Raw genomic sequence first — 25,152 nt, 5'->3', positions numbered from 1 at the left:
CCTTTCATTCAGTAAGAAACGGCCTGCATCGCGACGGCGGCGCCGTGCGCGATGAAGCCGGCTGGCGAACGCCGCCGCGCAACCGCCGCGGCAGCCAACTGCTCGACGAGTTCGGCCGTGTGATCCCAGCCGAGACATGCGTCGGTGATGCTTTGGCCGAATACCGGCGGCGTGCCCGGCACCAGGTCCTGCCGCCCCTCGACGAGGAACGACTCGATCATCACGCCCACGATCGCGCGCTCGCCGCGATGCAGTTGCGCGGCGACGTTGCCGCACACGTCGATCTGCGCGCGGGTCTGCTTGCCGCTGTTGCCATGGCTCGCGTCGATCACGACATACGGGGGAAGATGGGCGTCGCGCAGCGCGGCGCAGGCGGCCGCGACGCTGGCGGCGTCGTAGTTCGGGGTCTTGCCGCCGCGCAGGACGACATGCGTGTCGGGATTGCCGCGCGTGGTCGCGATTTCCACGCCGCCGGACACGGACGACCTCAGGTAGCTATGCGACGCCCGCGACGCGCGGATCGCGTCGATCGCGACCTTCACGTTGCCGTCGGTGCCGTTCTTGAAGCCGACCGGCAGGTCGAGCCCCGACGCGGCCTGGCGATGGATCTGCGATTCGGTCGTGCGCGCGCCGATCGCGCCCCACGACACGAGATCGTCGAGATACGGCGCGGTCATCGGATCGAGAAATTCGGTCGCGGCCGGCAAGCCCAGCGCATTGATGCGGAGCAGCACCTTGCGCGCGACGCGCAGGCCGTCCTCGATCCGGAAACTGCCGTCGAGATACGGGTCGTTCAGCAGCCCTTTCCAGCCGACCGTGGTGCGCGGCTTTTCGAAATAGACGCGCATCACGATCTCGAGCACATCGGCGTACCGCTCGCGCAGCGGCGCGAGGCGGCGCGCGAACGCCAGCGCGGCGTCCGCATCATGGATCGAGCACGGGCCGACGATCAGCGCAAGCCGGTCGTCCTCGCCCGCGATGATGCGCGCCAATGCGCGCCGCGCATCGCCGATCGACCGTGCCAGGCCGGGATCGCAGGGCAACTCGGCGCGCAACCGCTGCGCACTGATCACCGCCACGCCTTGCGTCAACGCTGCCTCAACGGATTTTTCCATTTAACGCTCCACTCTCGCTGATCGGATGCCGATTTACGGAGGCAATTAGAGCGCGGTCAAATCCCCGGTGATACTGTCATTTATCTCAGAAGCATTTCACATAGTGAATATCTGTGATTTCCGACAGTATTCCGATATGCGGTTCACGTCTAACTTAACTCCTGCCAAAAACGTTCTCACCCGCCGTTCTGCCAAGGAGCCTCGCAATGACAAGAAAGTATTTTGAAACCCGAATCGACGTGAAGTATCGGGAAACGGACGCGATGGGCCATGTGAGCAGCCCCGTCTATTACGACTATCTGCAGCACGCGTACCTGACCTACATGCACGACCTGCTCGAGCTGCCGTATTCGGAAAAGCTGCCGCACATCATGGTCAAGACCGCGTGCGAATATCTGAAGCCCGCGCAGTACGGCGATACGATCACGGTCCGCAGCAGCGTCACGCGCTTCGGCTCGAAGAGCTTCGAACTGGAATACCTGATGGTGCGCGACGGGCAGGCGGGCACCGAGGATTCGGCCGACGATCCGGCGGTGGTGGCGCGGGCCGTGTCCACGCACGTGATGTTCGACTACGGCAGCAAGACCACGGTGCCGGTGCCGGAAGAGTTCAGGACGCGCGTGCTGTCGTTCCAGGGCGCGATCTGATGCGGCAACCGGGGGTCCACGACGGACGCCCCGGTACCGTTCACGCAAACACGATCAGGCCCATCAACACGGCTTTCACGACCGCATTGGTCTTGTTGGACGCGTTGAGCTTGACGATCGATCTCGAAATGTGGAAGTTGATCGTCCGCTCGGTCAGGCCGAGAATGATGCCGATCTCATAGGCGGTCTTCCCTTCCGCCGCCCATCGCAACACCTCGCATTCGCGCATGCTCAGCGCGACATCCGCGGGCGCCGCTATATTCGCCGCACACTGAATCATTCGTTTCTCCATCCAGAATAAGACGCCAATGTTTCAGATTCGTTATTTCCAGCGTTCACCTCAATTCACATACCCCTCGGATTGGATGTTTATTATTTAAAGGCGTCACGAATATTCGGCGAATTCACAAGCAACGATCGTCCCACGCATTATCTCCGGCGTTGTCACAATGGAATCGAGCATACCGAATCGATTTACGCTGCGGAAGATGCACGAGACGCAATGTATCAATGACGTTGACGCACGCCACCAGAGTTGCATGATGCGTCACATCGAAGCGGCCGCATGACAAGCGGGTGCGATCGCCTCGGCCACGCGCGGCGCGCAGATACCGCGCACGCAATCGCGCAGCCAGCGATGCGCGGGGTCGCGGTCGAAACGCGGGTGCCAGATCTGCGAGACGGTCAGGTCCGCGATCGGCAACGGCAGCGTGAAGCTGTACATGCCGACGCGGGACCGCTCGGTCTGCCGCTCCGGCACGCTGGCGACGAAGTCCGAGCTGCGCGCGAGCGACAGCGCGGTCGGAAAGCTCGACACGACGGTCGTCACCGAGCGCGCGATGCCGAGCGAATCGAGCAGCGTATCGATCGGGCCGTTGAACTGCCCGCGGCGCGACACGCTCACTTGCGGAAACGACGCGAAGCGCTGCGGCGTGATTTCGCCGGTCGCCAGCGGATGATCCGCGCGGACCACGCCGATGAAGCGGTCGCGAAACAGCGCCTGCACGCGCAGCTCCGGGCCGGCCTGGCCGATCACGCCAACCTCGAGATCGATGTCGCCGTTGCGCAGCGCATCGACATGCTTGTTGGGTTTCGGCGCGAAGCGCAGCCGCACGTCGGGCGCGGCGCGCGACGCGTGTTCGAGCAGCGCCGGCGCGAAGGTCTCGACGAATGCCTCGTTCGCGCGAATCGAGAACGTGCGCTTGAGCGTACTCATGTCGACCCGTTCGCACGGGCACATGACCGAATGCGCCTCCACGACGAGCGCATGCACCCTGTCGCGCAACTCGAGCGCGCGCGGAGTCGGGACGAGATCGCGCCCTGCCCGCACCAGCAACGGGTCGCCCGTCATCACCCGCAAGCGCGCGAGCGAGCGGCTGAGGGCGGACGGACTGAGGCCGAGCGCGTTGGCCGCGCCCACGACGCTGTTCTCGGACAGCAACGCGTCCAGAACGACGAGAAGATTGAGGTCGATGGAAGTCGCCATGTTGCGCTCTTGCTGTACTGTCGGGACCGGCCGGCCGATGGGCCGACGGCATCGTGCCTCGGGCGCATGTGCTCCGTGATTCGCGATAGACCGGAAATCGGCAATCGCGCCGCCGAGCCTGACGCACGATCGTGCGTCCGCCGAAATGGCGGGCAGCGAATGGCGGGGAGTATTCGTGCCACTGAGAAAATCCGCTGCGGATTTATTGCACTTGTGAACGATTGTGCACCGCGCTGCAATAAATCGCAACCGGACGCGATGCGTATCGGGTTTAAATGAAACGATGCGCGCGAATGAACAATAAAATAAAACCGATTTCGATTGCGTCGATCCGCGCATCGCGCACGCAAGCCGGCCGGTGAAGCAGGGCCCGCAACGGCAAAGCCAGTGCGGGCGCCACCAGGCGCTGCATGCCCGGCCGGCACGGCTTCCGCGCAAAGCACCGCACACTCCCGCGCATCGCGATCGAATGTCGGAACATTTAGACGCTTCTATTGACTTTCACACCGATATTCCGCGCTGGCTCGCATACGTTTATGAAACCCATTCGATCGGCCGATTCGCGCAGGTCTTCCCGCGATATGAGATAAACCCGTCGGATTGTGTGGCCTGCCCCTTTTGCGATTCGATCGATATTTCACTTGTCCGGTGACGTTTGGTCCGATCCGCGCTGCCCGAGTCTTTATCCTTGTAAAAATTTCGGCCAGAGAGAAAATCGCGCGACATTGGTTCGTCGGTCTCGTCGTGCAGGCAACGCAGCGCCGCGCGGCCGTCTATGTCTTTCTCCGCGAACGGTCGTGGCCGATAATGGGCACGCCGTTCGTCCCGGCATGACGACACACACCGCCAGGATCGACGCACACGGCAACCGCGCCAGGAGGACCCGCTGCATGACCACCCCATTCAAGCTGGGCGACCACGTCCGCTGGAATTCCGAGGCCGGCTACGTGACCGGCACGATCATCGCGATCCACACCGCCGACTTCGACTACAAGGGCCATCGCCATCACGCGTCGCCCGACGATCCGCAGTACGAGGTCAAGAGCGACCGGACCGACCATGTCGCCGCGCATCGCGGCCGCGTGCTCGAACGGATCGCCGGCAAGGACCGCGCATGACGCTCCCGTTCTACACGATCGGCCATTCGAACCGCACGCTCGACGAATTCGTCGGCCTGCTCGATGCGGTCGAGATCACGCTGCTCGCCGATATCCGCAAGATGACGCGTTCGCGCACCAACCCGCAGTTCAACGAAGCGACGCTGCCCGATACGCTCGCCGCCGCCGACATCGCGTACGAACACATCGCCGAACTCGGCGGCCTGCGCGGCAAGTCGCGCGGCATACCCGACGACGTCAACGACTTCTGGACGAACCGCAGCTTTCACCGCTACGCGGATTACGCGCTGTCGCCCGAATTTCACGCGGGCCTCGACCGACTGATCGCCCAGGGGCACGAGCAGCGCTGCGCGATCATGTGTTCGGAAGCCGTGTGGTGGCGCTGTCATCGACGCATCGTGTCCGACTACCTGATCGCGCGCGGCGAAACGGTACTGCACATCATGGGGCGCAACCGCGTGGAACCCGCGCGGCTCACGGCGGGCGCAGTCGTCCGGCCCGACGGCACGATCGTCTACCCAAATGTCGACGACGACCACGGCAGCGCCGCGCGAGCGAAAGACGCCCCACCGGACGCGTGACATCGCGCGCGCCCCGCGCCGGCTTCCGGCGGCCGCCATCCTGCATTACCATCGTGCGGCCACCCCGCCCGCGCTTCTCCGGCAGCGGGCCCCCCGCCACCTCTTCCGTTGCGCACCGATGCTCGCTCTCATCATCGTCGCCGGCCTCTGGGCCGGCCTGCAGAACGCCCTCGCGGGCGGCGGTTCGTTCGTCACGCTGCCCGCGCTGATCGTGTCGGGCATGTCGCCGCTCGCAGCCAACATCACGTCGACGGTCGCGCTGTTCCCCGGCCAGGTCACGACGGGCTGGGCGAGCCGGAACATGGTGAGCGGCGTGGGCAAGCTGCCGTTTCGCGCACTGTTCGCGATCAGCGTGGCCGGCGGCGCGCTCGGCGGCCTGCTGCTGCTGAAAACGCCGTCGTCGATCTTCTCGCACCTGGTGCCGTGGCTCGTGCTGTTCGCGACGGTCGTGTTCGCGTGGGGCAGTTTCTTTCGCAAACCGGGCGCCGGCGCGCAACATCTCGGCCCCGTCGCGGCCGGGGTCGCGCAGTTCCTGATCGCGATCTACGGCGGCTACTTCGGCGGCGGCATCGGGTTCCTGATGATGGCCGCGCTGACGATGGCCGGCCTGCCGCCGCGTCACGCGATGTCGACGAAGAATGCGCTCGCGGGCGTGATGAACGCATCGGCCGTCGTGCTGTTCGTCACCTCGCCACACCTGCACTGGCGTGAGGCGATCGCGCTCGGCGCCGGCGCCATCGTCGGCGGCCTGCTCGGCGCATGGGCGCTGCATCGCGTGAACGAACGCGTGCTGCGCATCGCGATCGTCTGCATCGGCGCGCTGCTGACCGTCGGGTTGTTCGTCAAGCCGATCTGACGCACGCACGCCGTTGCCGCGGCAGCCGGTCCGGCCCGGCGTGCACGTTCAGCCGAACGGCCGCACGCCGATCAGCGGGCCGTGCAGGAACCGCGCGAACACAGCCCACGCGACGAGGCCGGCCGCCACGGCCGCGACGTCGCCGGCCAGTGCGCCGGCCGGATAGCGGACGCCGTCGCGGCGATCCCGCGCACGCGACACGACAAAATCGACGATCGACCACACGAAGAACGCGCCGAACAGCACGACCGCGTGCACGGTGCCGTTCACGAGGAGGTGCGCGACCGCCCAGACCATCACGCCGGCCAGCATCGGATGCCCGACGAGCGTCTTGATCCGGTTGCGCGGCACGTACGACGCGGCGATCAGCACGAACGCGACCGCGGTCAGCATGCCCGTCAGGTGACGCACGCCGACCGGCGACACCCACAGCAGCGTCGCGCCCGCGCGCGCGAGCCCGTACCCCCAGACGATCAGCGCGAAGCCGACGATCGACGCGATCGCGTAACCGCCCTTCCAGCCCTTCTCGCCGATCCGCTCGATCGTCGCGGACCGCCAGCCGTCGGCGACGATCCGGATCGAATGCACACCGAGGAAGATCGCTAAACCGAGAATCAGGACGAGCATCGGCTGTCTCCGTCTGGAATGATGAGTGGGGAAGCGTTCCGCGCGGCGTCGGGTGCGCCGTTCGCGAGGCCGGCGGCGAGGCCGGCGGCGAGGCCGGCGCGGGTCGCGCGACGCATGGGCACAACCCGCGCCGATCATAAACGCCGGGGCCGCCGTTGTGAAGCATGCAGGACGTGCGGTGCGTCAAGCTCGATGCATGCGTGCGCCGGATCGTGCGGGCACATAGGCCGCGCAGCGTGCTGGTCGGCCGCGACGGGCGCGCCTGAAAGTAAGGAAAGCGAAAATCGCGAGGCGGTCGCTTCTCGTGATCGGGACTACGCCTGCTTGCGCTTCGCCGCGGGTTTCGGTGCCGGCGCGGGCGACGATTTCGATGCCGGTTTTGCTGTCTGCGCCGACGCCGGTTTCGCTGCTGCTTTCGCCGCGGGCTTCGTTTTCCGTGCCGACGCGGGTTTCGTTACCGATTTCGTCGCAGGCTTCGCCACCGGTTTCGCTGCACGTTTCGACGCGACCTTCGATGCCGCTTTCGGTGCAGCCTTCGCGCCCGCTCTGGACACAGTCTCCGACGCCGCCTTCGCCTTGCGCTTCGGGGTCCCGGCCAGCAGCGCCGCGCGATACGCGCCGCGGCACCAGTCGAACAGCGCGCCCGCATCCTCGAGCACGTCGGCCGGCGTTTCGTAATAGCCCTCGAGCGAGACGGTGCGCGTGGGCCTCGCATACGAGAACGGCCCCATCCCCGCCGCGACGAACGCCGGGCGGTTCACGTCGTCCACCCGCAGGAACAGCGACCCGCGCGACATGAAGCCGAACATCACGCCGTCGAGCCGCAACGCCGCACCGCTGAAGAACCGTACAACGGCGACCGTGCCGAGCGGCGCAAGCTGATACGCGATTTCCTCGCCGTGCGCCTTCTCCGACTGCCAGCTCATGCGGGCACCTCGCAGCGCTGCGTCCATGCATCGAGCTCGGCCGCGTCGACACCAACGGCCGCCGCGCTCTCGCGAATCTGCCGCCACGTCGCGCGGTCGACCGGAATGCCGGTCGTGCCGCGTGCGGCGCGGCTCGCCTCTTCAGGTTCGCCCGGCATCTGCACCGGCGTATCGCCGGCCTGCGGCGACGCCTTCGCCCACGCGACGAACGCATCGGCTTCGCGTTCGGCATCGGCCGCGTCGAACGCTTTCGGATCGATCAGCACCGACAGCATCCCGTTGACGATCGCGCTCGTCTTCTGCAGCGTATCGCCGTACGTCGTATGCCCGCCCACGAGCGCGCCACCGAAAATCTCGCACATCGCCGCAAGCGCATATCCCTTGTGCAGCCCGAACGGCAGCAGCGCGCCGAACGGCTGCTCGTGCATCACGGCCGGATCGTCGGTCGGCTCGCCGCGATGGTCGATCAGCGACCCGGCCGGCACGCGCTTGCGCTGGTTGTACGCGACCCGCGTCTTGCCGTACGCGATCGCGCTCGTCGCGAAATCGAGCAGCAGCGGCGGCTTGCCCGCACGCGGATACGCGGCGCAGAACGGGTTCGTGCCGAAACGCGGATCGGTGCCGTGCAGCGGTGCGACCAGCAGATCGCCCGGCACGTTGACGAAATGGAACGACACGAGCCCCGAGCGCGCGCACTGCTCGGCCCAGTGCCCGATACGGCCGAGGTGATGGACGTCGCGCAGCCCGATCGCGCAGATGCCCATGCGCCGTGCGCGTTCGATCCCTTCGACCATCGCCTCGAACGCGATCACCTGGCCGAAGCCGCGCCCGCCGTCGATCGTCAGCACCGCGGCGCCGTCGCGGACGATCGACGCGTGCGCGTTCAGCTGCAACTGCCCTTCCCGCCACGACGCGACGTAATTCGGGATCATCCCGATCCCGTGCGAATCGTGGCCCGCGAGATTCGCGCCGACCAGGTGATCGGCGACGAGCGTCGCCTCGCGCGGATTGCTGCCGGCCCGTTCCCAGAGTGCCGCGACGAATGCATGCAGCGGTTCGGCGCGCATGCGCAGCGGTTCGGTATCGGGCGTCGGCAGTGCGGTCATCGGCAACACTCCATCCAGTCGGTTCGGGTCGGGCAATCGGTTCGTCGAACGCTGCGACGCTCAGCGCGCGGTCGCGATCACGTCGGCCACCGCCGCCGTGAGCTTCTTCGCGTACGGCACGTGCAGGAACTCGTTCGGGCCGTGCGCGTTCGACTTCGGCCCGAGCACGCCGCACACCATGAATTGCGCGGCGGGGAAGCCTTCCTGCAGCACGTTCATCAGCGGGATCGTGCCGCCGAGGCCCATGTACGCGCAGTCGGCGCCGAAGTGGCGGCGCGACGCGGCGTCGAGCGACGACGCGAGCCACGGCGCGAGATCCGGCGCGCTCCAGCCCGTCGCCGCGCCCGCGTCCGGCTTGAACGTGACCTTCGCGTTGTACGGCGGATCGAGTTCGAGCAGTTCCTTCAACTGCTGCACGGCCTGCGCGGCGTCGACGAGCGGCGGCAGCCGCAGCGACAGCTTGAACGCGGTGCGCGGACGCAGCACGTTGCCCGCATCGGCGAGCGCCGGCATGCCGGCCGCGCCCGTCACCGACAGCGACGGACGCCACGTCGAATTCAGCAGCGCCTCGCGCGGATCGGTCGTGGTCGGCAGCACGGGCTTGCCGTCCTGGCCGCACGCCCAGGGCAGCCCCTTCCACACCGTGTCGCCGAGAATCGCGGCGGCCGCTTCGGCTTCGCGCACGCGGCTCGACGGAATCTCGCAATGGAACGCGCCCGGCAGCAGGTTGCCGTTCTTCGCGTCTTCGAGGCGTTCGAACAACTGGCGCATCACGCGGAAGCTCGACGGCGCGATGCCGCCGTACACGCCCGAGTGGATGCCTTCTTCCAGCACCTCGACCTGCAGGTCGCCGGACACGAGGCCGCGCAGCGACGTGGTGAGCCACATCTGGTCGTAGTTGCCGGCGCCCGAATCGAGGCACACGACGAGCGATACCTGGCCGAGCCGGTCGCGCAATGCGTCGACGTACGGCAGCAGGTCGTAGCTGCCCGACTCTTCGCAGGTCTCGATCAGGCCGACGCAGCGCGGCCGCTCGATGCCCTGCTCGTCGAGCGCGCCGAGCGCCGCGAGGCTCGCGTAGATCGCATAGCCGTCGTCCGCGCCGCCGCGGCCGTACAGCTTGCCGTTCTCGAATTTCGGCGTCCACGGGCCGAGATCCGCGCGCCAGCCGTCGAATTCGGGCTGCTTGTCGAGGTGGCCGTACAGCAGGATCGTGTCGGTGCTGCCCGAACGCGTGGCCGGCGACTCGAAGAAGATCACCGGCGTGCGGCCCGGCAGACGCACGATTTCGAGCTTCAGGCCCTTCACCGGCTGGCGTTCGGCCCACTGCGCGGCGTCGGTGACGACGCGTTCGAGATATCCGCGCTTCGCCCAGTCGGGGTCGAATGCGGGACTCTTCGCGGGAATCGCGATGTAGTCGGTCAGTGCGTGGAGGATTTCATCGTTCCACTTGCGCTCGATGAAGGTAACGAGCTTGTCATGGTCGAGGACGGGGGTAGTGTCGACGGAAGTCATGGTGGGGGTGCCTGGATCGGGCTGACGAAAATCCAGATCATACGCCGATGCTCCCCCGCCGGCGCCCCTCCTGGCCGTTCAGCCAGCCGTCGGAAACGCGTCGCGCAGCCCGGCCGCGCACGCGAGTGCGTCGCGCCACAGGCGCTGCGTCAATTCACCGGCATCCTCTTCGCGCGCGAGCGCCGCGGCCTCGCCCGACCACAGCAGCGAGAAATCGTCGCGGCCCTGCCGCTCGAACGCGCCGCGCAGCGGATCGACCGCGGCCGTCGCGAGCGGAAACGCCGGCGCGAGCGCACTCATCGGCCCCTGTTCGCGCATGAAGCGCGTCAGCAGCCCGCGTGCGGGGCGGCCCGTGTACAGGTTCGTGATGCGTGTGCCGTCGTCGCGGGCGGCGCGCACGGCCGCGCGATGTTGCGCCGAGCGGCCGGCCTGCGGCGTCAGCAGGTAGCCGGTGCCGATCTGCACCGCGCGGGCGCCGAGCGCGAACGCGGCCGCGATGCCGCGCCCGTCGGCGATCGCACCGGCTGCGATCACCGGCGCGCGTACTGCATCGACGATCTGCGGCAGCAACGCGAACAGGCCCGGTTGCGCGTGGATATCGTCGGTCAGGAACATTCCGCGATGGCCGCCGGCCTCCGCGCCCTGCGCGACGATCGCGTCGACGTCGCGCGCATCGAGCCAGCGCGCCTCCTCGACGGTCGTCGCGGACGACACCACCTGCGCGCCCGTGCGGCGCACGCGGTCGAGCAGCGCGTCGTCCGGCAGTCCGAAATGGAAGCTCACGACGGCCGGCCGCAGTTCCTCGACGACCGCGCACATCGCATCGTCGAACGGCGCGCGGCCGGGGCCGCCTTTCACGTCGGCCGGGTCGAGCCCGGCTTCCGCGTAGTAGCCGGCGAGCGCCGCGCGCCAGCGCGCGTCGACCTCGGCATCGGGCGCGGGCGACGCATGGCAGAAGAAGTTCACGTTGAACGGCGCGGCCGTGCGCGCACGGATCGCCGCGATCTCGTCGCGCAACTGCTGCGGGCCGAGCGCCGCGCACGCGAGCGAACCGAGCCCGCCGGCTTCGCACACGGCGATCGCGAGCGGACTCAGCGAGCCCACCATCGGGGCCTGGATCAACGGCAAACGGGAAGGCAGCATCGTCATCGGCATCCTTGTTCGGAATGAGTGGCCGTCGCCACACCAGTGGTTCTTTTCTTCGTCGCGCCCGAGCGATGCCGCCCGGCGCCTGCTACGTGCCGCCGCGATCCATCCCGCGCCGGTACGCGGCCGGGCTCGTCGCCGCGACGCGCCGGAAATGCCGGCGCAGCGATTCCTCGGAACCGAACCCGGCGCGCGCCGCGACTTGCGCGAGCGGCAACGCGGGCTGCGCTTCGAGCATGTCCTTCGCGACGTTCACGCGTTCGCGGATCAGCCATGCGAGCGGCGACATCCCGGTCGCATCCGCGAACTGACGCTGCAGCGTACGCGTACTCATCGCGGCCTGCGCGGCGAGCGACGCGAGCGTGTGCGGCTCGACCGCATGCGCGCGCATCCAGTCGATCAGCTTCGCGAGCCGGTCGGTGCCGCCCGGTGCGACCGGACGCGGCACGAACTGCGCCTGCCCGCCGTCGCGATGCGGCGGCAGCACGAGGCGCTGCGCGACGCGGTTCGCGATCGCGCCGCCGTGATCGCGGCGCACCAGGTGCAGCAGCATGTCGAGCCCCGCCGCCGAGCCGGCCGACGTGACGATCTGCCCTTCGTCGACGTACAGCGCATCGGGATTCACGCGCAGCGCCGGATAACGCGCCTGCAGGCGCTCCGCATATCGCCAGTGCGTCGTCACGGTGAGACCGTCGAGCACGCCGGCCGCCGCCAGCACGAACACGCCCGAACAGATCGAGCAGAGCCGCGCGCCGCGCCGATGCGCGGCGCGCAGTTTCTTCAGCAACGGCTCGGGCGGCAGTTCGTCCGGATCGCGCCAGCCGGGAATCACGATGGTGTCCGCGCGATCGAGCGTCGCGAGCCGGTACGGCGCCGCAACGGTGATGCCGCCCGCCGCGCGCACGGGCCCCGGCTCGCTCGCGCATACCGCGAAGCGATACCAGTCGACGCCGAGTTCGGGGCGCTCGAGCGCGAACAGTTCGACCACGCAGCCGAATTCGAACGTGCAGAGACGATCGTAGGCGAGCGCGACGACGAGATGATTGTGCATGACGCGATGTTACCGGAACTTGTCGATCGCGCCACTGCCGCGAAACGAGCCGAACCGCGATACTGCCCTTCATTGCGGCGCGTTCCGTGCCCGCTCGGTTCCGTACCCGCTCAACCAGGAGAGCCCGACCATGTCCTATGTCACCGACGTCCCCGCTGCCGACAGCCCCGCCGCGCTCGCGCATTTCGAGGCATCGCTGCGCTTCGAGACCGATTGCTGGGACGTGCACGACGCACTCGCGTCCGGCACGCCCGATTTCGTGCTGCTCGACGTGCGCGGCGCCGACCCGTTCGCCGCCGGCCACGTGCCCGGCGCGCGCAACCTGCCGCACCGCAAGATCATCGAAAGCAAGCTCGCCGGTTATCCGGCCGGCACGCTGTTCGTCGTCTACTGCGCGGGGCCGCACTGCAACGGCGCCGCGCGCGCGGCGATCCGGCTCGCGCGCCTCGGCCGGCCGGTCAAGCTGATGATCGGCGGCGTGACGGGCTGGCTCGACGAAGGTTTCGCGCTGAGCAACGACGTGCAGCCGGCGGACGCCGAAGCCGGCTGATCGTCACCAAAAGCGCAACAATCAATTGCCTGCACACGAACGGAAAAAGCGCGACAATCAGCCTCATTGCAGTTCGGACGGAGCAGCACCATGCATGATGAAGTCCTGATTCAACTGGCCGGTTCAGTCGCGGCGATCGCGCTCTATTTCCTGCCGGCCGTCATTGCCGACCGGCGCGGCCGGCACGACAAGCTGACGATCGCGATGTTCAACGCGCTATTCGCGTGGACGGGCATCGGCTGGCTGATGACGCTGTACTGGGCGTGCCAGCCGAATCCGCGCACCGACGTCGCGCAGACGATCCTCGCGAAGCGCCGCGGCGTCAGCATGCGCACCTTCTCGACCGGCCTCGTCGAACGCGTGCAGCGCCGCGTCGCCGCCCAGGAGCAATGGGCGGAAAAACAAGGCTGCCGTTAAGTCCCTCTTTCCGCTTCACCGCGTCGCGTCGAACTGCGGCATCCTGACGTTGGTCGACGCGCGGTAATCCCACTTCAGTACGTCGCGCGGCGGCCAGCCGCCCGCGCGCAACCGCGCCGCGAACGCCCCCGCCGTCACCGCCCGTGCGATCCGCTCGCCCGGACACCCATGCGGCCCCGTGCCGAAGCCGAAATTCGGCCCCGCCGCGCGGCCGGGCATCAGCCGATGCGGCTCGCGATGCACGGCCGGATCGCGGTTCGCCGCCGCGAGCACGACGAGGATCGCGTCGCCGGCTTCGACGCTCACGCCTTCGATCGACGTGCGCGCCGCGACGAACCGGCGCGTGTTCTGCACCGGCGCATCGAAACGCGCGACTTCGACAACGAATGCGTCGAGCGCGAACGCGTCCGGCGCCACGCCGGCTTCGCCGTCCCATGCCACGAGCGCATTGCCGAGCCAGGCGGCCGTCGCCTCGCACGTCTGCGACAGCAACCCGACGAGATTCGCGACCAGCGCGCCGCTCGCGTGCCAGCCGGACGCGCGGGCCGCCTGCTGCACCGCGGCGACCAGCGTGCCGTCGCGCGCATGCGACTGCGCAACCCGTTCCGTCATCCGGTCGAGCAGTTGCCGCGCCGCGTCGCTCGCGCGCGCCAGCGCCGCGGCATCCGACAGCGGCGACAGCGCGGCGACGAACTCGACGACCCGCTTGGCAATGTCGTCGAGTTGCGCTTCGTCGAAGCCGAGCAGATCGGCAACCGCGCACACCGGCACCGTCATGCACCACGCATTCAGCGCATCGGCATCGCCGGGCGTCGGCAACCGCCGCGCGGCAAGCGCGTCGGCGCGAGCGCGCAGCGCATCCGTGTCGATCGGCGCGAACGCCGCGCGCAACGCCTGCTTCGGCATGTCGTGTCGCGACGGGCCATCGTTCATGCGCACCAGCTCGCCGAACAGCGCACCGGCCGTCGTACCGCGCAACGCGGGCGGCACCGGCGCGTCGAGCGGGCGTACGCGGCAGGCCGGATGGCCGAGCACGGCCGTCACGGTCGCCGCGCGGCTCGCGACCCACAGGCCGAGCGTGGCGTCGAACGCAAGCGGCGGCCCGTCGACGAGCGCGGCGTAATAGGGATAGGGATCGCGGTGCGTGACCGCGGCAATGGGATCGGTCGGGTTCATGCGTTCAGTATCGGCGCAGCGCGCCGCCGCATGTTTCGGAATAGCGTGAAGTGTCGTTGCACGGACGCCGCGCGCCGCGCGTCGCGGCATCGCGGCGGCCGGCGTCAGGCCGCCGACCGGTAGCGGTGCGACTGCATGCGCAGTCGGACCCGCCCGGCCGAAATCGCACGCGGCTCGGGCGCCACCGTGTCGTGATGAAACATTTCCTGCCGGAACTCGCCGTTTTCGTCGAACCACTGGCAGATCAGCCAATCGCCGTCGTCGAACACGACCGGCCCGGCATACGTGACGGTCATGCGCGGCCCGCCCGTTTTCAGCGTCACGACATCGCCCACGCGAAACCTCACTCGATGATTTTCTCGGATCGTCATCGCTCTCTCAGCTTTTAATATATTGAATATATTGATATTCCCGGCAGCCCACTCGCCGGTCATTCGAACGTGACGCAGATTATCAATCAAAAAATCATCCGGCAACTGCCGCGCACTGAAACGTTCTGAACGAGAACCTGCAACAATGCACGACATCGTCGCGTATGACAGCCCGCCAAGCCTCAGATCCGGTGCGGTTTGCGCGCCGGCGGCAGCCGACCAGGCGGAATGCGGAGAATAAACGACGATTTTCGCGTCAGCGTCGGCGATTAATGCGGACGCGAAACCAATTGATTATTGTCAATCAATGCTTAAGTGGAAACGATTCCGGATTTTATTGGGGCTCATTCGCCGAACAAAATCGGCGAATTATCCGGCGCCGCGAACCAGCGGTTGATATCGCGCCCCGGCACGGCTGCCCGCGTAAAGGTGAACGTGCCGTCGCGCCGCATTTCCGTCGCCGCGTGCAGGAACGCGCCGAGCGCGGCCCGCGCCAGCGCGCCGCCGACGCTGACGCGCTTCACGCCGAGCGCCGCCAGTTCGTCGAGGCTCAGCAACCCGCCCTGCAGCCCCATGACGACATTGACGGGCGCGCCGACCGCCCGGGTCACGGCCGCGATCTCGTCGGCGTCGGTGATACCGGGCGCATACAGCACGTCGGCGCCGGCGTCGCGATACGCGACGAGCCGCGCGATCGTGTCGTCGAGGTCGCGGCGGCCGTGCAGGTAGTTCTCGCAGCGCGCGGTCAGCGTGAACGGAAACGGCAGCGCGCGCGCCGCGTCGACGGCCGCCGCGATGCGTTCGACCGACGCGTCGCGCGCATAGATCGGTGTATCGGCGCGGCCGGTCGCATCCTCGATCGAGCCGCCGACCGCGCCCGCCTCGGCCGCCAGCCGGATCGTTTCGGCCACCGTGTCGGGCGCGTCGCCGAAGCCGTTCTCGAGATCGGCGCTGACGGGCAGGCCGCCCGCGGCGACGAGCTCGGCGATGTGATCGAGCATCGCGTCGCGGTCGATCGCGTTGTCGGGCTGCCCTTTCGAAAACGCGTACCCGGCGCTCGTCGTGGCGAGCGCTTCGAAGCCGGCCATCGCGAGCAGGCGCGCGGTGCCGGCGTCCCACGGGTTCGGGATGATGAACGCGCCGGGGCGCGTGTGCAGTGCACGGAAAGCTTCGGCGTGGCGGGCTTGCTGGTCGGAACGGGTCATGACGAACTCCGGGAAGGTGTTGACGGTGAGCTTACGCCGGTCGTGCACGCGACGTTTCAGCGTTTGCCGAAATGTCGTCGCGCAACGGAAACACCCGGGCCGGCCGGATGCGGGCCGCCACGTTCAACGGCCCGCGTCGCGTCACGTCGATGCGGGCCGCCCGTCGTCGATGCCGAGCAACACGTCGGTGACGGCGTCGGAGAACCGCATCGCGCGGCCGTCGATCAGCACGCCGTCCGGACTCGACGGATCGCGCACCGCTGGCGGCACGCCGTGCGCGAGCAGCACGCGCGCGCACGCGTCCCAGTCGGGATCGCCGACGCCCTCCGGCTCGTTGACGGATGCCCACGACAACGTACCGAGCGCATCGCTGCCGAACCCGTGCAGGTCGCGCCAGCTCGCGCCGTGTGCAAGCAGGAACGCCAGCAGTTCGGCATCGCCGCGGAACACCGCGTGATTCAGCGCGCTCGCGTCCCAGTCGCCGCCGCGCGCGGCGATCGGCCAGCCCAGCTCGACCATCACCTTCACCGCGTCGCGCGAACCCCATGCAGCGGCGTCCGGTAGCAACCGCAGCCGATCGTCGGACAGCGCACCGGGCAGTTCGGGGTGTTCCGCCTGAATGCGCCGCGCGTCGTCGGCATCGGCGCGCGCGCAGGCCGCCATGAACGCGTCTTGCGCATCGAGCGCCTCCTCCGCGCCGGCCGCGCGCAACAGCGCCGCGACGTCGGACAACCCCGTCTGCATCGCGAGCCGGTATGCGCTGACGCCCGCCGCGGTCCGCGCGCCGGGATCGGCGCCGGCCGCCAGCAGCGCGGCGACGTGGCGTGCCGGGCAACGCACGGCGATCGCGCGCAACAACGGCGCGCCCCACATCCTCGTCGGCCCCTCGCCGGCCGGCTCGTTCGGGTCGCCGCCATGCGCGAGCAACAGCTCGAGCGCGGCCGCGTCCGGCACGTCGAGGGCGCGCCGCAACGCATTCGTGCCGCCCACCCGTGCGCCGTGCTCGAGCAGCAGACGCGTGCACGCCGGGTTCTCCACCGAGTGATACAGCGATTCGCCGTCGTTCGGATCGGCGCCGGCTTCCAGCAGCATCGCGGTGAGCGCCGGATCGCGATTGACGCCGGCGGCGCCATACAGCGCCGACAACGGTTCCGACTCGTCGGGCTCGGCAAGCGAGGCCGGCGGATACCGGTTCCCGATCCGCTGGTTCGGATCGGCGCCCGCCTCGAGCAGATGACGCGCGCACGCACGCAACCCGGCCGCGAATTCGGGAAGCTGCGCGAGCCGCGAATGCGTGACGGCGACGAGCGGCGGCAGCTTCAGCGCCCCGCCGGCGCGCGCGATCCAGCCGGGATCGGCGGCCAGCGCCGCCTTCACCGCGTCGAGATCGCCCGCCGCGCATGCGATGGTCGGGTCCGCCGACACGAGATCGGGACGATCGAGCAGCAATTGCGCGGCGACGCGCGGCCGGGCCGCGTCGAAACCGCCGGTCACGTCGGCGCCGTACGCGAGATCGAGCCAGCGCCGGATCAGCAGCGATCGCGGTTGCCGCGTGAGTGCGTGCGTTTCGACGAACACGCCGAGATCGGCCCACGAAGCAAAGCCGTACTCGCGTGCGATGCAGGACTGCGCGTCGTGCAGGCGCAGCCCGAGCGCGAGCGTTTCGTCGTGCGTGCGATGCGCGGCGGCGGGCAGGGATGCGACGAAGCGCGCGACGGCATCGGCGTCGCCCTGCCGGTACAGGCGCAACAATGTCTTGGCCTGCTTTTTCAGATGATCGGGATGAGCGTCGGGAGGCAGCTTTTTCATGCGGATCCTCGTGCATGGATGGCCGAAGGTCCGCAACACCGCCAGCACGAAGGATGGGGAAGACTGGATTGACTGCGACAGGTGGGTTGAACCCTTTCCGCGGACCCGGAAGCGACCTGCATCGCTGCCCGGTATCGTAGGCGACGGCTGACCGCATCGTCAACCGGGCCGGGCCGCGCCGTTCAGCCCGCGAGTTGCTTCGTCAGGAAGATGCGCGTGTGCCCGACCGGGTAATCGGGCAGCTCGCCAAAGCGCACATAGCCGCGCTTCTCGTAGAACGGCCGCGCCTGGAAGTCGAACGTATCGAGCCACGCGCTGTGGCAGCCGCGCGCGATGGCCTCTCGTTCGGCCAGATCCATGATGCGCGTGCCGGCGCCCTGGCCGCGCGCGGCCTCGGGCACGACGAGCAGGTCGACATGCAGCCAGCCGAACGCCGTGCCGCCCCACAGGCCGCCGACCACCGCGCCGGCGGCGTCGGTCGCGATCACGGCCAGCGGCCGGAAATCGACCGGGCCGGCGTGGCTTTCGTTGAAGCGGATCAGCGGCGCGACGATCTGCTTGCGCACGTCCGCGTCGGCCGCGTCGGTCACTGCGTAGGTCAACGTCATCGGTTACGTCGGGTCGTGAATGAGAGTTGGCTGAAACCATCCATACCGCCACGCGCGTCAAACGACGTACGCGCCCTTCGCGTGCAGTTCCGCTTCGGTCCGTTCGAGCGCCGCGATCGCATCGCTGCCTTCGAGCGCCAGCAACTGCGCGACGAGCGCCTCGGCCATCGCGTGCGCGGCCACCAGCGACGGAAAGAACGACGGGCTGTCGTGCGTGAAGATCAGTTGCGCGTCCGCGTGCAGCGCGATCGGCGACACGGCGCTGTCGGTGATCGCGACGATCCGGCTGCCCTGCGCCTTCGCGGCCTGCGCGACACGCGTCGCTTCGGCCGAATACGGTGCGAAGCTGACGATGACGGTCACGCTCTGCTTCGCGATCGTCCGCAGCTCCATTTCGAGCGAGCCGGCGACGCCGTTGAGCAGCGACACGGTCGGCCGGAACAGCCGATAGCCGTAGACGAAACCGAACGCAACCGGATAGCACGAACGAAACCCCGCCACGTGCACGTGCGACGCCTTGCGGATCAGCTTCGCCGCATCCGCGAGCGTGTGCTCGTTCTGGGCGGCGGTCGCCGACAGGTTGTGCTGCTGCGCGGCGAGCAGATCGTGCGCGAGCGACGCCTTCGCGTCGGGCCGCACGAGCGAGCGCGCACGCTGCGTGAGCGGCTCGGGACGCGTGCGCACGCGCGCGACGCACAGGTCGCGCAGCTCGTTCCAGCCGGGAAAGCCGAATTGCTGCGCGAGCCGCACGAGCGACGCAGGCTGCACCTGCGCGCGCTGCGCGACCTTGCGCATCGACGACGTGGCGACTTCGTCGGGATGATCGAGCAGGAAGGCGGCGCCCGCCTGGAATTGCGGGCTCAGCTCGGAAAATTGCGCCCGGATCCGGGACGCGAGTTCGTCGAAATTGGCGGCCATCTTGGTGGGAACGGGAACCGGTCGTCCATGGTATCACCGGCCCCGCGCCCACCGGTCAGCGCAGCACTTCGACGTGATCGGCGTCGACCTTCACGCGGCCCGACCATTTGCGCTCGAATTCGCCGGTCAGCTTCACTTCGTTCTTGTCGCTGACGGGCTGGCCCGCCGCCCACAGCTTGCGGTCGATCTCGACGTGGATCGTGCCGGTGGCGTCGGCGAACTCGTAATCCTCGCCGCCGACGTGCTTGACGATGCGCCCCTGCAACTGCACGTGCTGGTCGTCCTTGCCGTTGGCGAGCAGTTCCTTCACGGTCGTCGTGGTCAGCGCGGACGGCCCCGTGTATTGCGCATGGACGGCAGCAGGCAACGCGACGAGCGCGACCGCCAGGATTCTGGCCAGGTGTTTCATGATCTCGGTCCTCTTCTTCGATGTGGCGCCGCGCTCCGTTGAACGCGACGGCGCCAGATTACGGACCGTAAGATTAAGCAAACCTGAAGGTCGCGCCCAAGTGACACGCTGCCGCATAGGACGAGTACGAAAGCCCGCCGCACGCCGCCCGCATTTAAGCTCCGCCTAAGACGCGTGCGCTTATCATGAGAACCCCGGGCGCTGCCGCGCCCCCGTTGGAGAGACACCAATCCATGCGCGTACTGCTCGTCGAGGACGATCCGCTGATCGGCAGCGGGCTCGAACAGGGCCTCAAACAGGAAGGCTTCGCGGTCGACTGGGTGAAGGACGGCGACGCCGCGTCGCTCGCGCTGCGTGCGACCAGCTACGGGCTGCTGCTGCTCGATCTCGGGCTGCCGAACCGCGACGGTTTGTCGGTGCTCGCCGCGCTGCGCCGCCGCGACGAAACCCTCCCCGCGATCATCATCACCGCGCGCGACGGCGTGCCCGACCGCATCGCGGGCCTCGACAGCGGCGCGGACGACTATCTCGTCAAGCCGTTCGAGCTCGACGAGTTGCTCGCCCGTATCCGCGCGGTCAGCCGCCGCCATGCGGGCCGCGCGCAGACGACGCTCGCGATCGGCCCGCTGCGGCTCGACCCCGTCAAGCACCTCGTCTGGCTCGACGACGACGAAGTGCCGCTGTCGCCGAAGGAATTCGTGCTGCTGCACGAACTGATGCGCGAACCGGGCGCGGTGATTTCGCGCGAACAGTTCGAGGAACGGCTGTACAGCTGGGGCGAGGAAATCGAGAGCAACGCGGTGCAGGTGCATATCCACAACCTGCGCAAGAAACTCGGCCACGACATGATCCGCACGGTGCGCGGCGTCGGCTACCGGATCGGTGACGGCACGTGACGCGGATGCAACGCGCGGTCGCGCGCTGGCGCAACGCGTCGCTGCGGCGGCGCCTGCTGACGTGGCTGCTGCCGGCCGCGTGCGTGATCGGCCTGGTCGCGAGCGCCGGCACCTACTGGGGCGCGCTGCGCGAACTCGACGACCTGCTCGACGACCAGATGCGCAGCATGTCGAAACAGATCGTCGTCGGCCCGAACGGCGAGCTGTCGTTCAGCAACCACGCCAAGGGCAAGCACGGCTTCGAAGCGAGCGACCCCGATGCGGTGCTGCTGCAGGTGTGGCACAACGGCACGCTGGTGTATTCGACCGACCGCGATTCGAAGCTGCCGCCGCCCGAGCAGAAAGGCATCGCGAGCGTCGACGTCGATGGCCAGCCCTGGCGCACCTATGTGACCGAGCGAGGCGGCACGACGATCCGGCTCGCGCAGGCACGCCACGCACGATGGGAAGCGATCGCGGGCATCGCCGTCCACCTGCTGTGGCCGGTGTTCTCGATGCTGCCGCTGCTCGCGCTCGGCCTGTGGTTCGGCATCGGCGCGGGGCTGCGGCCATTGCGGGCGATCGCGGCCGGCCTGAAACGCAGGAATGCGAACAACCTCGAGCCGGTCGACGTCGCATCGATGCCGAACGAGGTTCGCCCGCTTGCCGAAGCAATCAACGATCTGCTCGCACGCCTCGACCGCTCGTTCACGCTGCAGCGGCACTTCGTCGCCGATGCCGCGCACGAACTGCGCACGCCGATCATGGGGTTGTCGATCCAGTCGGAACTGCTGCGGCGTGCAGCGACGGCCGAGGAACGCGAGCATATCCTCGCGCAAATCCATGCGGGCACGACGCGCCTCGGCCACCTCGCCGAACAGTTGCTGACGCTCGCGCGCCTCGAACCCGATGCGCAGGCGGCCGCCGTCGCATCGGCGCCGGTCGATCTCGCCGCGCTGTGCCGCTCGGTGGTGTCGGACCGCGCGCGCGTCGCCGATGCGCACCGCATCGATCTCGGCGCGATCGTCGACGCCCCCGTGATGGCATCGGGCAACGCCGACACATTGCGCGTGCTGCTGAACAACCTCGTCGACAACGCGATCCGCTATGCGGGCGAAGGCGCGCGCGTCGACGTGTCGGCGCGCATCGACGGCGAGACGCCCGTGCTCGAAGTCGCCGACGACGGCCCCGGCATTCCGGAAGCCGAACGCACCGACGTGTGGGAGCGCTTCTATCGCGGCGAAGGCGCGCAGGCGGTCACGTCGTCGGGCAGCGGGCTCGGGTTGTCGATCGTCAAGCGGATCGCCGAACAGCATCGCGCGACCGTCGCGCTCGGCACCACGCGCGGCGGGCGCGGGCTGACCGTCACGGTGCGCTTTACGCAGCCGGCCTGACGCCGCGCGACGCAGGGCTTTTCCACAGATTGTGTTGGCAAGCTTGTGGACAACCGTCCATTAACGGCACCAAGCCATTGATCGAAAAGGGTTTGTCGTGCGTGCGCGGCAAATGCGCCCGGCAGATCAGCTACGCACCCGACTCAGTTGTCGTCGGCGATTCGCTCGACCCGCAGGCCGGTCGGCAGGCGGTGCTGAAACAGATCGACGTGCTGACCGGCGAAGGGCTGATTGGGCCGCTACCCGATCCGGCACACAAGCGTTCCCCTTTGCACGCGCCGACGTCTCTCGGCGAGGCGTCCTATCAGGCCGTGGTCGGGCGGTGGCAACAGCATGTCCGCGACATCGCCGGCGACTTCAGTTCGGCTGACCTGGATGCAGCGATCCGCGTGCTGCCGGCCTATCCGTCGTCCGCCGTCGCGAGCCCGCACCTGTTCCAGAAAGTCGGCGTGGCCGGTATCTGCACGGCGTGAGGGCATGACCTGCCCGGCGAAGTTCAAGAAAACATCCTGACGGCTGGTTGTCCGGTCCAGTAATCAATCGTCCCTGGCGGGCAACCCAACCCGATTGCAGAAGCACGTTGCAGCCGTCCCGGTTGGGTGGCTGGATCGTCCCCGGCGGCAAATGCCCTACCCCCAAACACCGATGCGGCTGTTCGGCGTAGCCAAGTGCGTTGCTCTGATCGTCGCGTCAAAATAAGACGCGAACGCGTGCAGAACTTTGCCTACCGCCACACAAACGGTAGCCACCCCGTCCTGTTTACTATTGAGATTCATGCGAACAGCGACAAACTGCGGCGACTCGGCGGACGCCGGTGCGTCGCCCGGTGCATGTCTGCCTGGAAGCTGAATCATGGCGTGCTTTCCCTGTTCCGCTCAATCAAGCAACCAGCCGTTATCGCCCTCGACCAGCGTGCCGCCGTGGCTGGTGGTGTCACCCTCGCGGGCGACCGCCCGGCCGCCAAACGTGGTTACGCCCCCGGTGACGATGACAGCACCGCAACTCGTAGAGTCACCGACACAGGCCGCTTTTCTCCCCCCGACGGTCACGCCGTCCGTGCCGCTGATAACAGTTCCGGGTCCGTGCAACGGACAGACATGGCGATGTCCGACAAGCACAACGGGTCGCATGAAAATCTCCGATGGTGATATTGATCAGCCGTTACTTTCCAGCGGCGGCACTCTGTTCGCCCACATACTTCCACTGGAAGCTGAAGGGGTCCACGCCCCGGTCCCCCGGCAGGTTCGGCAGTGAATCCCCTTCCTTCACGAACACTTCGTGATAGCCGCCGAGCCGTTCGATGCTCTTGCCCGTCGCGGCCCAATAGCCAGTCTTTGGCGCGTAGTCACCCGGACGGGGGTATGGCAGCGCGGGGACCTGCGTACGGGCATCCACTTCGCCGAGGAATTCAATGTGCCGCCCCTCACGCGCTTCTTCATCGGTCGGCTTGTAGACCCTGAAATAGAGGCGGTTCGACGGCGCGTTATCCGTGATCGGATACATCATCCTGCCCTTGCCCGTATCGGTACGGTCCAGAACTTCGCGCACGTCTATCCAGTCGAGCTGGGTTTGCCAGTAGACGACTTCGTAAATGTGTGTGCCCGTAATGAACTGGGTATTTTCGATTACAAATTGGGTTGGCCCATCTGTCGTCCATTTCTCCTCTGCCTTTAAAACGTAGGAATACAATCTAATGTCCTCATCTCGCGGAGACGCCACATATGGCTCAATGCCATTCGACTTGCGTGGAGGCGCAAGTTGAATTTCCTGCCCCTCTGAATACAGGCGTATTTCGGGGGCGTCAGGAGTCGGCTTACCGGTCCATTTAACGTCCTGTTTACTTGGATTGATATAGGAAAGGTAGTACCGTATTTTAATGCTGTCGTCACGTACGATTGCGTCATGGAACCTGACCTGCGTGATCAACGGATTCTTGACCCAGGTTACCCGCTCATTCGGCACGACACCCGTCTGGTTTCCACTTTGCTTGTCGTTCATAGAACTTTTCGTAGTTTGGTTCGAAGGCGGCGCCGCTTGCTGTTCCGCAAGGGACGAGCAACCGACCAGTGCCACCATCCCTCCAATCGAAATAATGGCGCGAACGCCGTTCATTGTCAGACGGTCAGGCTTCATCCTTCGCGCTCTCGATAAAAATGCAATACTTTCGGCATTAGCTAACGCCCTGTTGGGCATGAACTCGGCGAGTACCCGTTACTTTCCAGCGGCGGCACTCTGTTCGCCCACGTACTTCCACTGGAAGCTGAAGGGATCCACGCCCCTGTCCCCCGGCAGGTTCGGCAGTGAATCCCCTTCCTTGACGAACACTTCGTGATAGCCGCCGAGCCGTTCGATGCTCTTGCCCGTCGCGGCCCAGTAGCCGGTCTTTGGCGCGTAGTCACCCGGACGAGCATACGGCAACGCGGGGACCTGCGTACGGGCATCCACTTCGCCGAGAAATTCAATGTGCCGCCCCTCACGCGCCTCTTCATCGGTCGGCTTGTAGACCCTGAAATAGAGCCGGTTCGACGGCGCGTTATCCGTGATCGGATACATCATCCTGCCCTTGCCCGTATCGGTACGGTCCAGAACCTCACGCACGTCGATCCAGTCGAGTTGCGTATGCCAGTAGACCATCTCGTAGACGTGCGTGCCAGGAAGGAACTGGCTGTTCATAATCACAAATTCACCGGGGCCATCTGAAGTCCATTTACTTTCAGCCTTAACCTTGTTGGCGTACAGTTTTATTTCCTCATCCCGGGGAGCCGCGACATAAGGCTCAATACCACTGTACTTGGGCGGGGCAGGCTTAATCTCCTTGCCCCCCAAATACAGCCGCATTGCAGGACCATCAGGTGTCGGTTTACCGGTCCACTTAACGTCCCGTTTACTTGGATTGATATAGGAAAGGTAGTACCGTATTTTAATGCTGTCGTCACGTACGATTGCGTCATGGAACCTGACCTGCGTGATCAACGGATTCTTGACCCAGGTTACCCGCTCATTCGGCACGACACCCGTCTGGTTTCCACTTTGCTTGTCGTTCATAGAACTTTTCGTAGTTTGGTTCGAAGGCGGCGCCGCTTGCTGTTCCGCAAGGGACGAGCAACCGACCAGTGCCACCATCCCTCCAATCGAAATAATGGCGCGAACGCCGTTCATTGTCAGACGGCCAGGTTTCATCCTTTGCTCTCGATAAAAATGCAATACTTTCGGCATTCGCTAACGCCCTGTTGGGCGTGAACTCGG

Annotated in this window: 29 protein-coding genes; 9 read left to right on the top strand and 20 right to left on the bottom strand. The window is 67.0% G+C overall.

The annotated features are described in order from the left end of the window. Positions 1 to 8 precede the first annotated feature (8 nt). Positions 9 to 1,115, bottom strand: a complete 1,107-nt coding sequence (locus JYG37_RS28920) for a 3-deoxy-7-phosphoheptulonate synthase (RefSeq protein WP_204384396.1) — start codon at positions 1,113 to 1,115, stop codon at positions 9 to 11. A 206-nt stretch (positions 1,116 to 1,321) separates the two neighbouring features. Between JYG37_RS28920 and JYG37_RS28915 the strand changes: the two genes are divergently transcribed. Next, complete coding sequence (locus JYG37_RS28915) at positions 1,322 to 1,762, top strand: acyl-CoA thioesterase (protein WP_050018148.1); 441 nt, start codon at positions 1,322 to 1,324, stop codon at positions 1,760 to 1,762. 40 nt (positions 1,763 to 1,802) lie between these two features. On the opposite strand, the gene JYG37_RS28910 is transcribed toward JYG37_RS28915, so the two are convergent. The 3 genes from JYG37_RS28910 to JYG37_RS28900 form a co-directional block, all read right to left on the bottom strand. Continuing rightward, positions 1,803 to 2,042 carry a LuxR C-terminal-related transcriptional regulator gene (locus JYG37_RS28910; RefSeq protein WP_050018147.1) on the bottom strand — a complete coding sequence of 80 codons (240 nt, stop codon included), beginning with the start codon at positions 2,040 to 2,042 and terminating at the stop codon, positions 1,803 to 1,805. Positions 2,043 to 2,309: 267 nt separating this feature from the next. Beyond that, the gene (locus JYG37_RS28905) at positions 2,310 to 3,248 is read right to left on the bottom strand and encodes a LysR family transcriptional regulator (RefSeq protein WP_050018146.1); all 939 of its coding nucleotides are present in this window, start codon (positions 3,246 to 3,248) and stop codon (positions 2,310 to 2,312) included. Between the two features lie 271 nt (positions 3,249 to 3,519). Then, entirely contained in the window at positions 3,520 to 3,729 is a 210-nt protein-coding gene (locus JYG37_RS28900; protein ID WP_124630668.1) for a hypothetical protein, read from the bottom strand. A gap of 409 nt (positions 3,730 to 4,138) precedes the next feature. Here JYG37_RS28900 and JYG37_RS28895 point away from each other — a divergent pair, with 409 nt between their 5' ends. From JYG37_RS28895 to JYG37_RS28885, 3 genes are all read left to right on the top strand, one after another. Further along, on the top strand, positions 4,139 to 4,366 hold the full coding sequence (locus JYG37_RS28895) for a hypervirulence associated TUDOR domain-containing protein (RefSeq protein ID WP_050018145.1): 228 nt from the start codon (positions 4,139 to 4,141) through the stop codon (positions 4,364 to 4,366). After that, entirely contained in the window at positions 4,363 to 4,947 is a 585-nt protein-coding gene (locus JYG37_RS28890; protein WP_050018144.1) for a DUF488 domain-containing protein, read from the top strand. The genes JYG37_RS28895 and JYG37_RS28890 overlap by 4 nt, the downstream gene beginning before the upstream one ends. Positions 4,948 to 5,065: 118 nt before the next feature. Continuing rightward, on the top strand, positions 5,066 to 5,803 hold the full coding sequence (locus JYG37_RS28885) for a sulfite exporter TauE/SafE family protein (protein WP_124557348.1): 738 nt from the start codon (positions 5,066 to 5,068) through the stop codon (positions 5,801 to 5,803). 48 nt (positions 5,804 to 5,851) lie between these two features. Here the strand turns inward: JYG37_RS28885 and JYG37_RS28880 are convergent, their stop codons facing one another. The 6 genes from JYG37_RS28880 to ftrA form a co-directional block, all read right to left on the bottom strand. After that, entirely contained in the window at positions 5,852 to 6,430 is a 579-nt protein-coding gene (locus tag JYG37_RS28880; RefSeq protein WP_050018142.1) for an NnrU family protein, read from the bottom strand. Between the two features lie 314 nt (positions 6,431 to 6,744). Then, entirely contained in the window at positions 6,745 to 7,356 is a 612-nt protein-coding gene (locus JYG37_RS28875) for a TfoX/Sxy family protein (protein ID WP_050018141.1), read from the bottom strand. Beyond that, positions 7,353 to 8,462 carry a malate/lactate/ureidoglycolate dehydrogenase gene (locus tag JYG37_RS28870; RefSeq protein ID WP_050018140.1) on the bottom strand — a complete coding sequence of 370 codons (1,110 nt, stop codon included), beginning with the start codon at positions 8,460 to 8,462 and terminating at the stop codon, positions 7,353 to 7,355. The genes JYG37_RS28875 and JYG37_RS28870 overlap by 4 nt, the downstream gene beginning before the upstream one ends. Before the next feature lie 60 nt (positions 8,463 to 8,522). After that, the gene (locus tag JYG37_RS28865) at positions 8,523 to 9,977 is read right to left on the bottom strand and encodes a M20 family metallopeptidase (protein WP_006480804.1); all 1,455 of its coding nucleotides are present in this window, start codon (positions 9,975 to 9,977) and stop codon (positions 8,523 to 8,525) included. 78 nt (positions 9,978 to 10,055) lie between these two features. Beyond that, entirely contained in the window at positions 10,056 to 11,126 is a 1,071-nt protein-coding gene (locus JYG37_RS28860) for an NAD(P)H-dependent flavin oxidoreductase (RefSeq protein ID WP_213346280.1), read from the bottom strand. 85 nt (positions 11,127 to 11,211) lie between these two features. Continuing rightward, positions 11,212 to 12,174: a transcriptional regulator FtrA gene (gene ftrA, locus JYG37_RS28855; protein ID WP_176017002.1), complete on the bottom strand. Its 963-nt coding sequence runs from the start codon at positions 12,172 to 12,174 to the stop codon at positions 11,212 to 11,214. A gap of 130 nt (positions 12,175 to 12,304) precedes the next feature. Here ftrA and JYG37_RS28850 point away from each other — a divergent pair, with 130 nt between their 5' ends. Both JYG37_RS28850 and JYG37_RS28845 read left to right on the top strand, forming a co-directional pair. Continuing rightward, positions 12,305 to 12,724: a rhodanese-like domain-containing protein gene (locus tag JYG37_RS28850; protein WP_124630662.1), complete on the top strand. Its 420-nt coding sequence runs from the start codon at positions 12,305 to 12,307 to the stop codon at positions 12,722 to 12,724. A 90-nt stretch (positions 12,725 to 12,814) separates the two neighbouring features. Further along, the gene (locus tag JYG37_RS28845) at positions 12,815 to 13,141 is read left to right on the top strand and encodes a superinfection immunity protein (protein ID WP_050018136.1); all 327 of its coding nucleotides are present in this window, start codon (positions 12,815 to 12,817) and stop codon (positions 13,139 to 13,141) included. A gap of 15 nt (positions 13,142 to 13,156) precedes the next feature. Here JYG37_RS28845 and JYG37_RS28840 read toward each other — a convergent pair whose 3' ends face one another. The 7 genes from JYG37_RS28840 to JYG37_RS28810 form a co-directional block, all read right to left on the bottom strand. Next, a complete protein-coding gene (locus tag JYG37_RS28840) occupies positions 13,157 to 14,317 on the bottom strand; it encodes a cytochrome P450 (protein WP_213346279.1) in 1,161 nt (386 codons plus the stop codon). Positions 14,318 to 14,421: 104 nt separating this feature from the next. Then, positions 14,422 to 14,688, bottom strand: coding sequence for a YodC family protein (locus JYG37_RS28835; protein ID WP_050018134.1), 267 nt, complete (start codon positions 14,686 to 14,688; stop codon positions 14,422 to 14,424). Between the two features lie 344 nt (positions 14,689 to 15,032). Then, complete coding sequence (locus JYG37_RS28830) at positions 15,033 to 15,893, bottom strand: isocitrate lyase/PEP mutase family protein (protein WP_050018133.1); 861 nt, start codon at positions 15,891 to 15,893, stop codon at positions 15,033 to 15,035. A gap of 141 nt (positions 15,894 to 16,034) precedes the next feature. Further along, on the bottom strand, positions 16,035 to 17,702 hold the full coding sequence (locus JYG37_RS28825; protein ID WP_213346278.1) for an ankyrin repeat domain-containing protein: 1,668 nt from the start codon (positions 17,700 to 17,702) through the stop codon (positions 16,035 to 16,037). A 182-nt stretch (positions 17,703 to 17,884) separates the two neighbouring features. Continuing rightward, positions 17,885 to 18,310, bottom strand: a complete 426-nt coding sequence (locus JYG37_RS28820; RefSeq protein ID WP_050018131.1) for a GNAT family N-acetyltransferase — start codon at positions 18,308 to 18,310, stop codon at positions 17,885 to 17,887. 57 nt (positions 18,311 to 18,367) lie between these two features. Further along, positions 18,368 to 19,228, bottom strand: coding sequence for a MurR/RpiR family transcriptional regulator (locus JYG37_RS28815; RefSeq protein WP_050018130.1), 861 nt, complete (start codon positions 19,226 to 19,228; stop codon positions 18,368 to 18,370). Positions 19,229 to 19,283: 55 nt separating this feature from the next. Next, positions 19,284 to 19,637, bottom strand: a complete 354-nt coding sequence (locus JYG37_RS28810; RefSeq protein ID WP_050018129.1) for a NirD/YgiW/YdeI family stress tolerance protein — start codon at positions 19,635 to 19,637, stop codon at positions 19,284 to 19,286. Positions 19,638 to 19,870: 233 nt separating this feature from the next. On the opposite strand from JYG37_RS28810, the gene JYG37_RS28805 reads away from it, so the two are divergent. The 3 genes from JYG37_RS28805 (at position 19,871) to JYG37_RS34910 (ending at position 22,379) form a co-directional block, all read left to right on the top strand. Next, positions 19,871 to 20,533 (top strand): response regulator, encoded by a 663-nt coding sequence (locus JYG37_RS28805; protein ID WP_050018128.1) that lies wholly within the window; start codon positions 19,871 to 19,873, stop codon positions 20,531 to 20,533. Positions 20,534 to 20,538: 5 nt separating this feature from the next. Then, positions 20,539 to 21,906 (top strand): ATP-binding protein, encoded by a 1,368-nt coding sequence (locus JYG37_RS28800; RefSeq protein WP_502776035.1) that lies wholly within the window; start codon positions 20,539 to 20,541, stop codon positions 21,904 to 21,906. 92 nt (positions 21,907 to 21,998) lie between these two features. Continuing rightward, complete coding sequence (locus tag JYG37_RS34910) at positions 21,999 to 22,379, top strand: winged helix DNA-binding protein (protein ID WP_425543005.1); 381 nt, start codon at positions 21,999 to 22,001, stop codon at positions 22,377 to 22,379. A gap of 402 nt (positions 22,380 to 22,781) precedes the next feature. On the opposite strand, the gene JYG37_RS28785 is transcribed toward JYG37_RS34910, so the two are convergent. From JYG37_RS28785 to JYG37_RS28775, 3 genes are all read right to left on the bottom strand, one after another. Further along, positions 22,782 to 23,036 (bottom strand): PAAR domain-containing protein, encoded by a 255-nt coding sequence (locus JYG37_RS28785; protein ID WP_080334425.1) that lies wholly within the window; start codon positions 23,034 to 23,036, stop codon positions 22,782 to 22,784. A 31-nt stretch (positions 23,037 to 23,067) separates the two neighbouring features. Beyond that, the gene (locus tag JYG37_RS28780; protein WP_249746061.1) at positions 23,068 to 23,904 is read right to left on the bottom strand and encodes a hypothetical protein; all 837 of its coding nucleotides are present in this window, start codon (positions 23,902 to 23,904) and stop codon (positions 23,068 to 23,070) included. Positions 23,905 to 24,117: 213 nt separating this feature from the next. Beyond that, positions 24,118 to 24,951, bottom strand: coding sequence for a hypothetical protein (locus JYG37_RS28775; protein WP_249746060.1), 834 nt, complete (start codon positions 24,949 to 24,951; stop codon positions 24,118 to 24,120). Between the last annotated feature and the right edge of the window lie 201 nt (positions 24,952 to 25,152).

This window comes from Burkholderia sp. LAS2 (assembly GCF_018417615.1).
Classification (GTDB): Bacteria; Pseudomonadota; Gammaproteobacteria; order Burkholderiales; family Burkholderiaceae; genus Burkholderia; species Burkholderia sola.
The sequence above is the reverse complement of the archived record's forward strand: the minus strand, read 5'-3'. Positions and strand labels throughout refer to the sequence as shown.

Bases quoted from the DNA above. Each gene is read 5' to 3' on its own strand.
- JYG37_RS28860 (WP_213346280.1), bottom strand. From the start codon at position 11,126: ATGACGATGCTGCCTTCCCGTTTGCCGTTGATCCAGGCCCCGATGGTG.
- JYG37_RS28775 (WP_249746060.1), bottom strand. From the start codon at position 24,951: ATGAACGACAAGCAAAGTGGAAACCAGACGGGTGTCGTGCCGAATGAG.
- JYG37_RS28845 (WP_050018136.1), top strand. From the start codon at position 12,815: ATGCATGATGAAGTCCTGATTCAACTGGCCGGTTCAGTCGCGGCGATC.
- JYG37_RS28875 (WP_050018141.1), bottom strand. From the start codon at position 7,356: ATGAGCTGGCAGTCGGAGAAGGCGCACGGCGAGGAAATCGCGTATCAG.
- JYG37_RS28895 (WP_050018145.1), top strand. From the start codon at position 4,139: ATGACCACCCCATTCAAGCTGGGCGACCACGTCCGCTGGAATTCCGAG.
- JYG37_RS28825 (WP_213346278.1), bottom strand. From the start codon at position 17,702: ATGAAAAAGCTGCCTCCCGACGCTCATCCCGATCATCTGAAAAAGCAG.
- JYG37_RS28815 (WP_050018130.1), bottom strand. From the start codon at position 19,228: ATGGCCGCCAATTTCGACGAACTCGCGTCCCGGATCCGGGCGCAATTT.
- JYG37_RS28810 (WP_050018129.1), bottom strand. From the start codon at position 19,637: ATGAAACACCTGGCCAGAATCCTGGCGGTCGCGCTCGTCGCGTTGCCT.
- JYG37_RS28885 (WP_124557348.1), top strand. From the start codon at position 5,066: ATGCTCGCTCTCATCATCGTCGCCGGCCTCTGGGCCGGCCTGCAGAAC.
- JYG37_RS28890 (WP_050018144.1), top strand. From the start codon at position 4,363: ATGACGCTCCCGTTCTACACGATCGGCCATTCGAACCGCACGCTCGAC.
- JYG37_RS28910 (WP_050018147.1), bottom strand. From the start codon at position 2,042: ATGATTCAGTGTGCGGCGAATATAGCGGCGCCCGCGGATGTCGCGCTG.
- JYG37_RS28915 (WP_050018148.1), top strand. From the start codon at position 1,322: ATGACAAGAAAGTATTTTGAAACCCGAATCGACGTGAAGTATCGGGAA.
- JYG37_RS28850 (WP_124630662.1), top strand. From the start codon at position 12,305: ATGTCCTATGTCACCGACGTCCCCGCTGCCGACAGCCCCGCCGCGCTC.
- JYG37_RS28900 (WP_124630668.1), bottom strand. From the start codon at position 3,729: ATGTTCCGACATTCGATCGCGATGCGCGGGAGTGTGCGGTGCTTTGCG.
- JYG37_RS28820 (WP_050018131.1), bottom strand. From the start codon at position 18,310: ATGACGTTGACCTACGCAGTGACCGACGCGGCCGACGCGGACGTGCGC.
- JYG37_RS28805 (WP_050018128.1), top strand. From the start codon at position 19,871: ATGCGCGTACTGCTCGTCGAGGACGATCCGCTGATCGGCAGCGGGCTC.
- JYG37_RS28830 (WP_050018133.1), bottom strand. From the start codon at position 15,893: ATGACCCGTTCCGACCAGCAAGCCCGCCACGCCGAAGCTTTCCGTGCA.
- ftrA (WP_176017002.1), bottom strand. From the start codon at position 12,174: ATGCACAATCATCTCGTCGTCGCGCTCGCCTACGATCGTCTCTGCACG.
- JYG37_RS28800 (WP_502776035.1), top strand. From the start codon at position 20,539: ATGCAACGCGCGGTCGCGCGCTGGCGCAACGCGTCGCTGCGGCGGCGC.
- JYG37_RS28835 (WP_050018134.1), bottom strand. From the start codon at position 14,688: ATGACGATCCGAGAAAATCATCGAGTGAGGTTTCGCGTGGGCGATGTC.
- JYG37_RS28780 (WP_249746061.1), bottom strand. From the start codon at position 23,904: ATGAACGACAAGCAAAGTGGAAACCAGACGGGTGTCGTGCCGAATGAG.
- JYG37_RS28865 (WP_006480804.1), bottom strand. From the start codon at position 9,977: ATGACTTCCGTCGACACTACCCCCGTCCTCGACCATGACAAGCTCGTT.
- JYG37_RS28870 (WP_050018140.1), bottom strand. From the start codon at position 8,462: ATGACCGCACTGCCGACGCCCGATACCGAACCGCTGCGCATGCGCGCC.
- JYG37_RS28920 (WP_204384396.1), bottom strand. From the start codon at position 1,115: ATGGAAAAATCCGTTGAGGCAGCGTTGACGCAAGGCGTGGCGGTGATC.
- JYG37_RS28785 (WP_080334425.1), bottom strand. From the start codon at position 23,036: ATGCGACCCGTTGTGCTTGTCGGACATCGCCATGTCTGTCCGTTGCAC.
- JYG37_RS28905 (WP_050018146.1), bottom strand. From the start codon at position 3,248: ATGGCGACTTCCATCGACCTCAATCTTCTCGTCGTTCTGGACGCGTTG.
- JYG37_RS28880 (WP_050018142.1), bottom strand. From the start codon at position 6,430: ATGCTCGTCCTGATTCTCGGTTTAGCGATCTTCCTCGGTGTGCATTCG.
- JYG37_RS28840 (WP_213346279.1), bottom strand. From the start codon at position 14,317: ATGAACCCGACCGATCCCATTGCCGCGGTCACGCACCGCGATCCCTAT.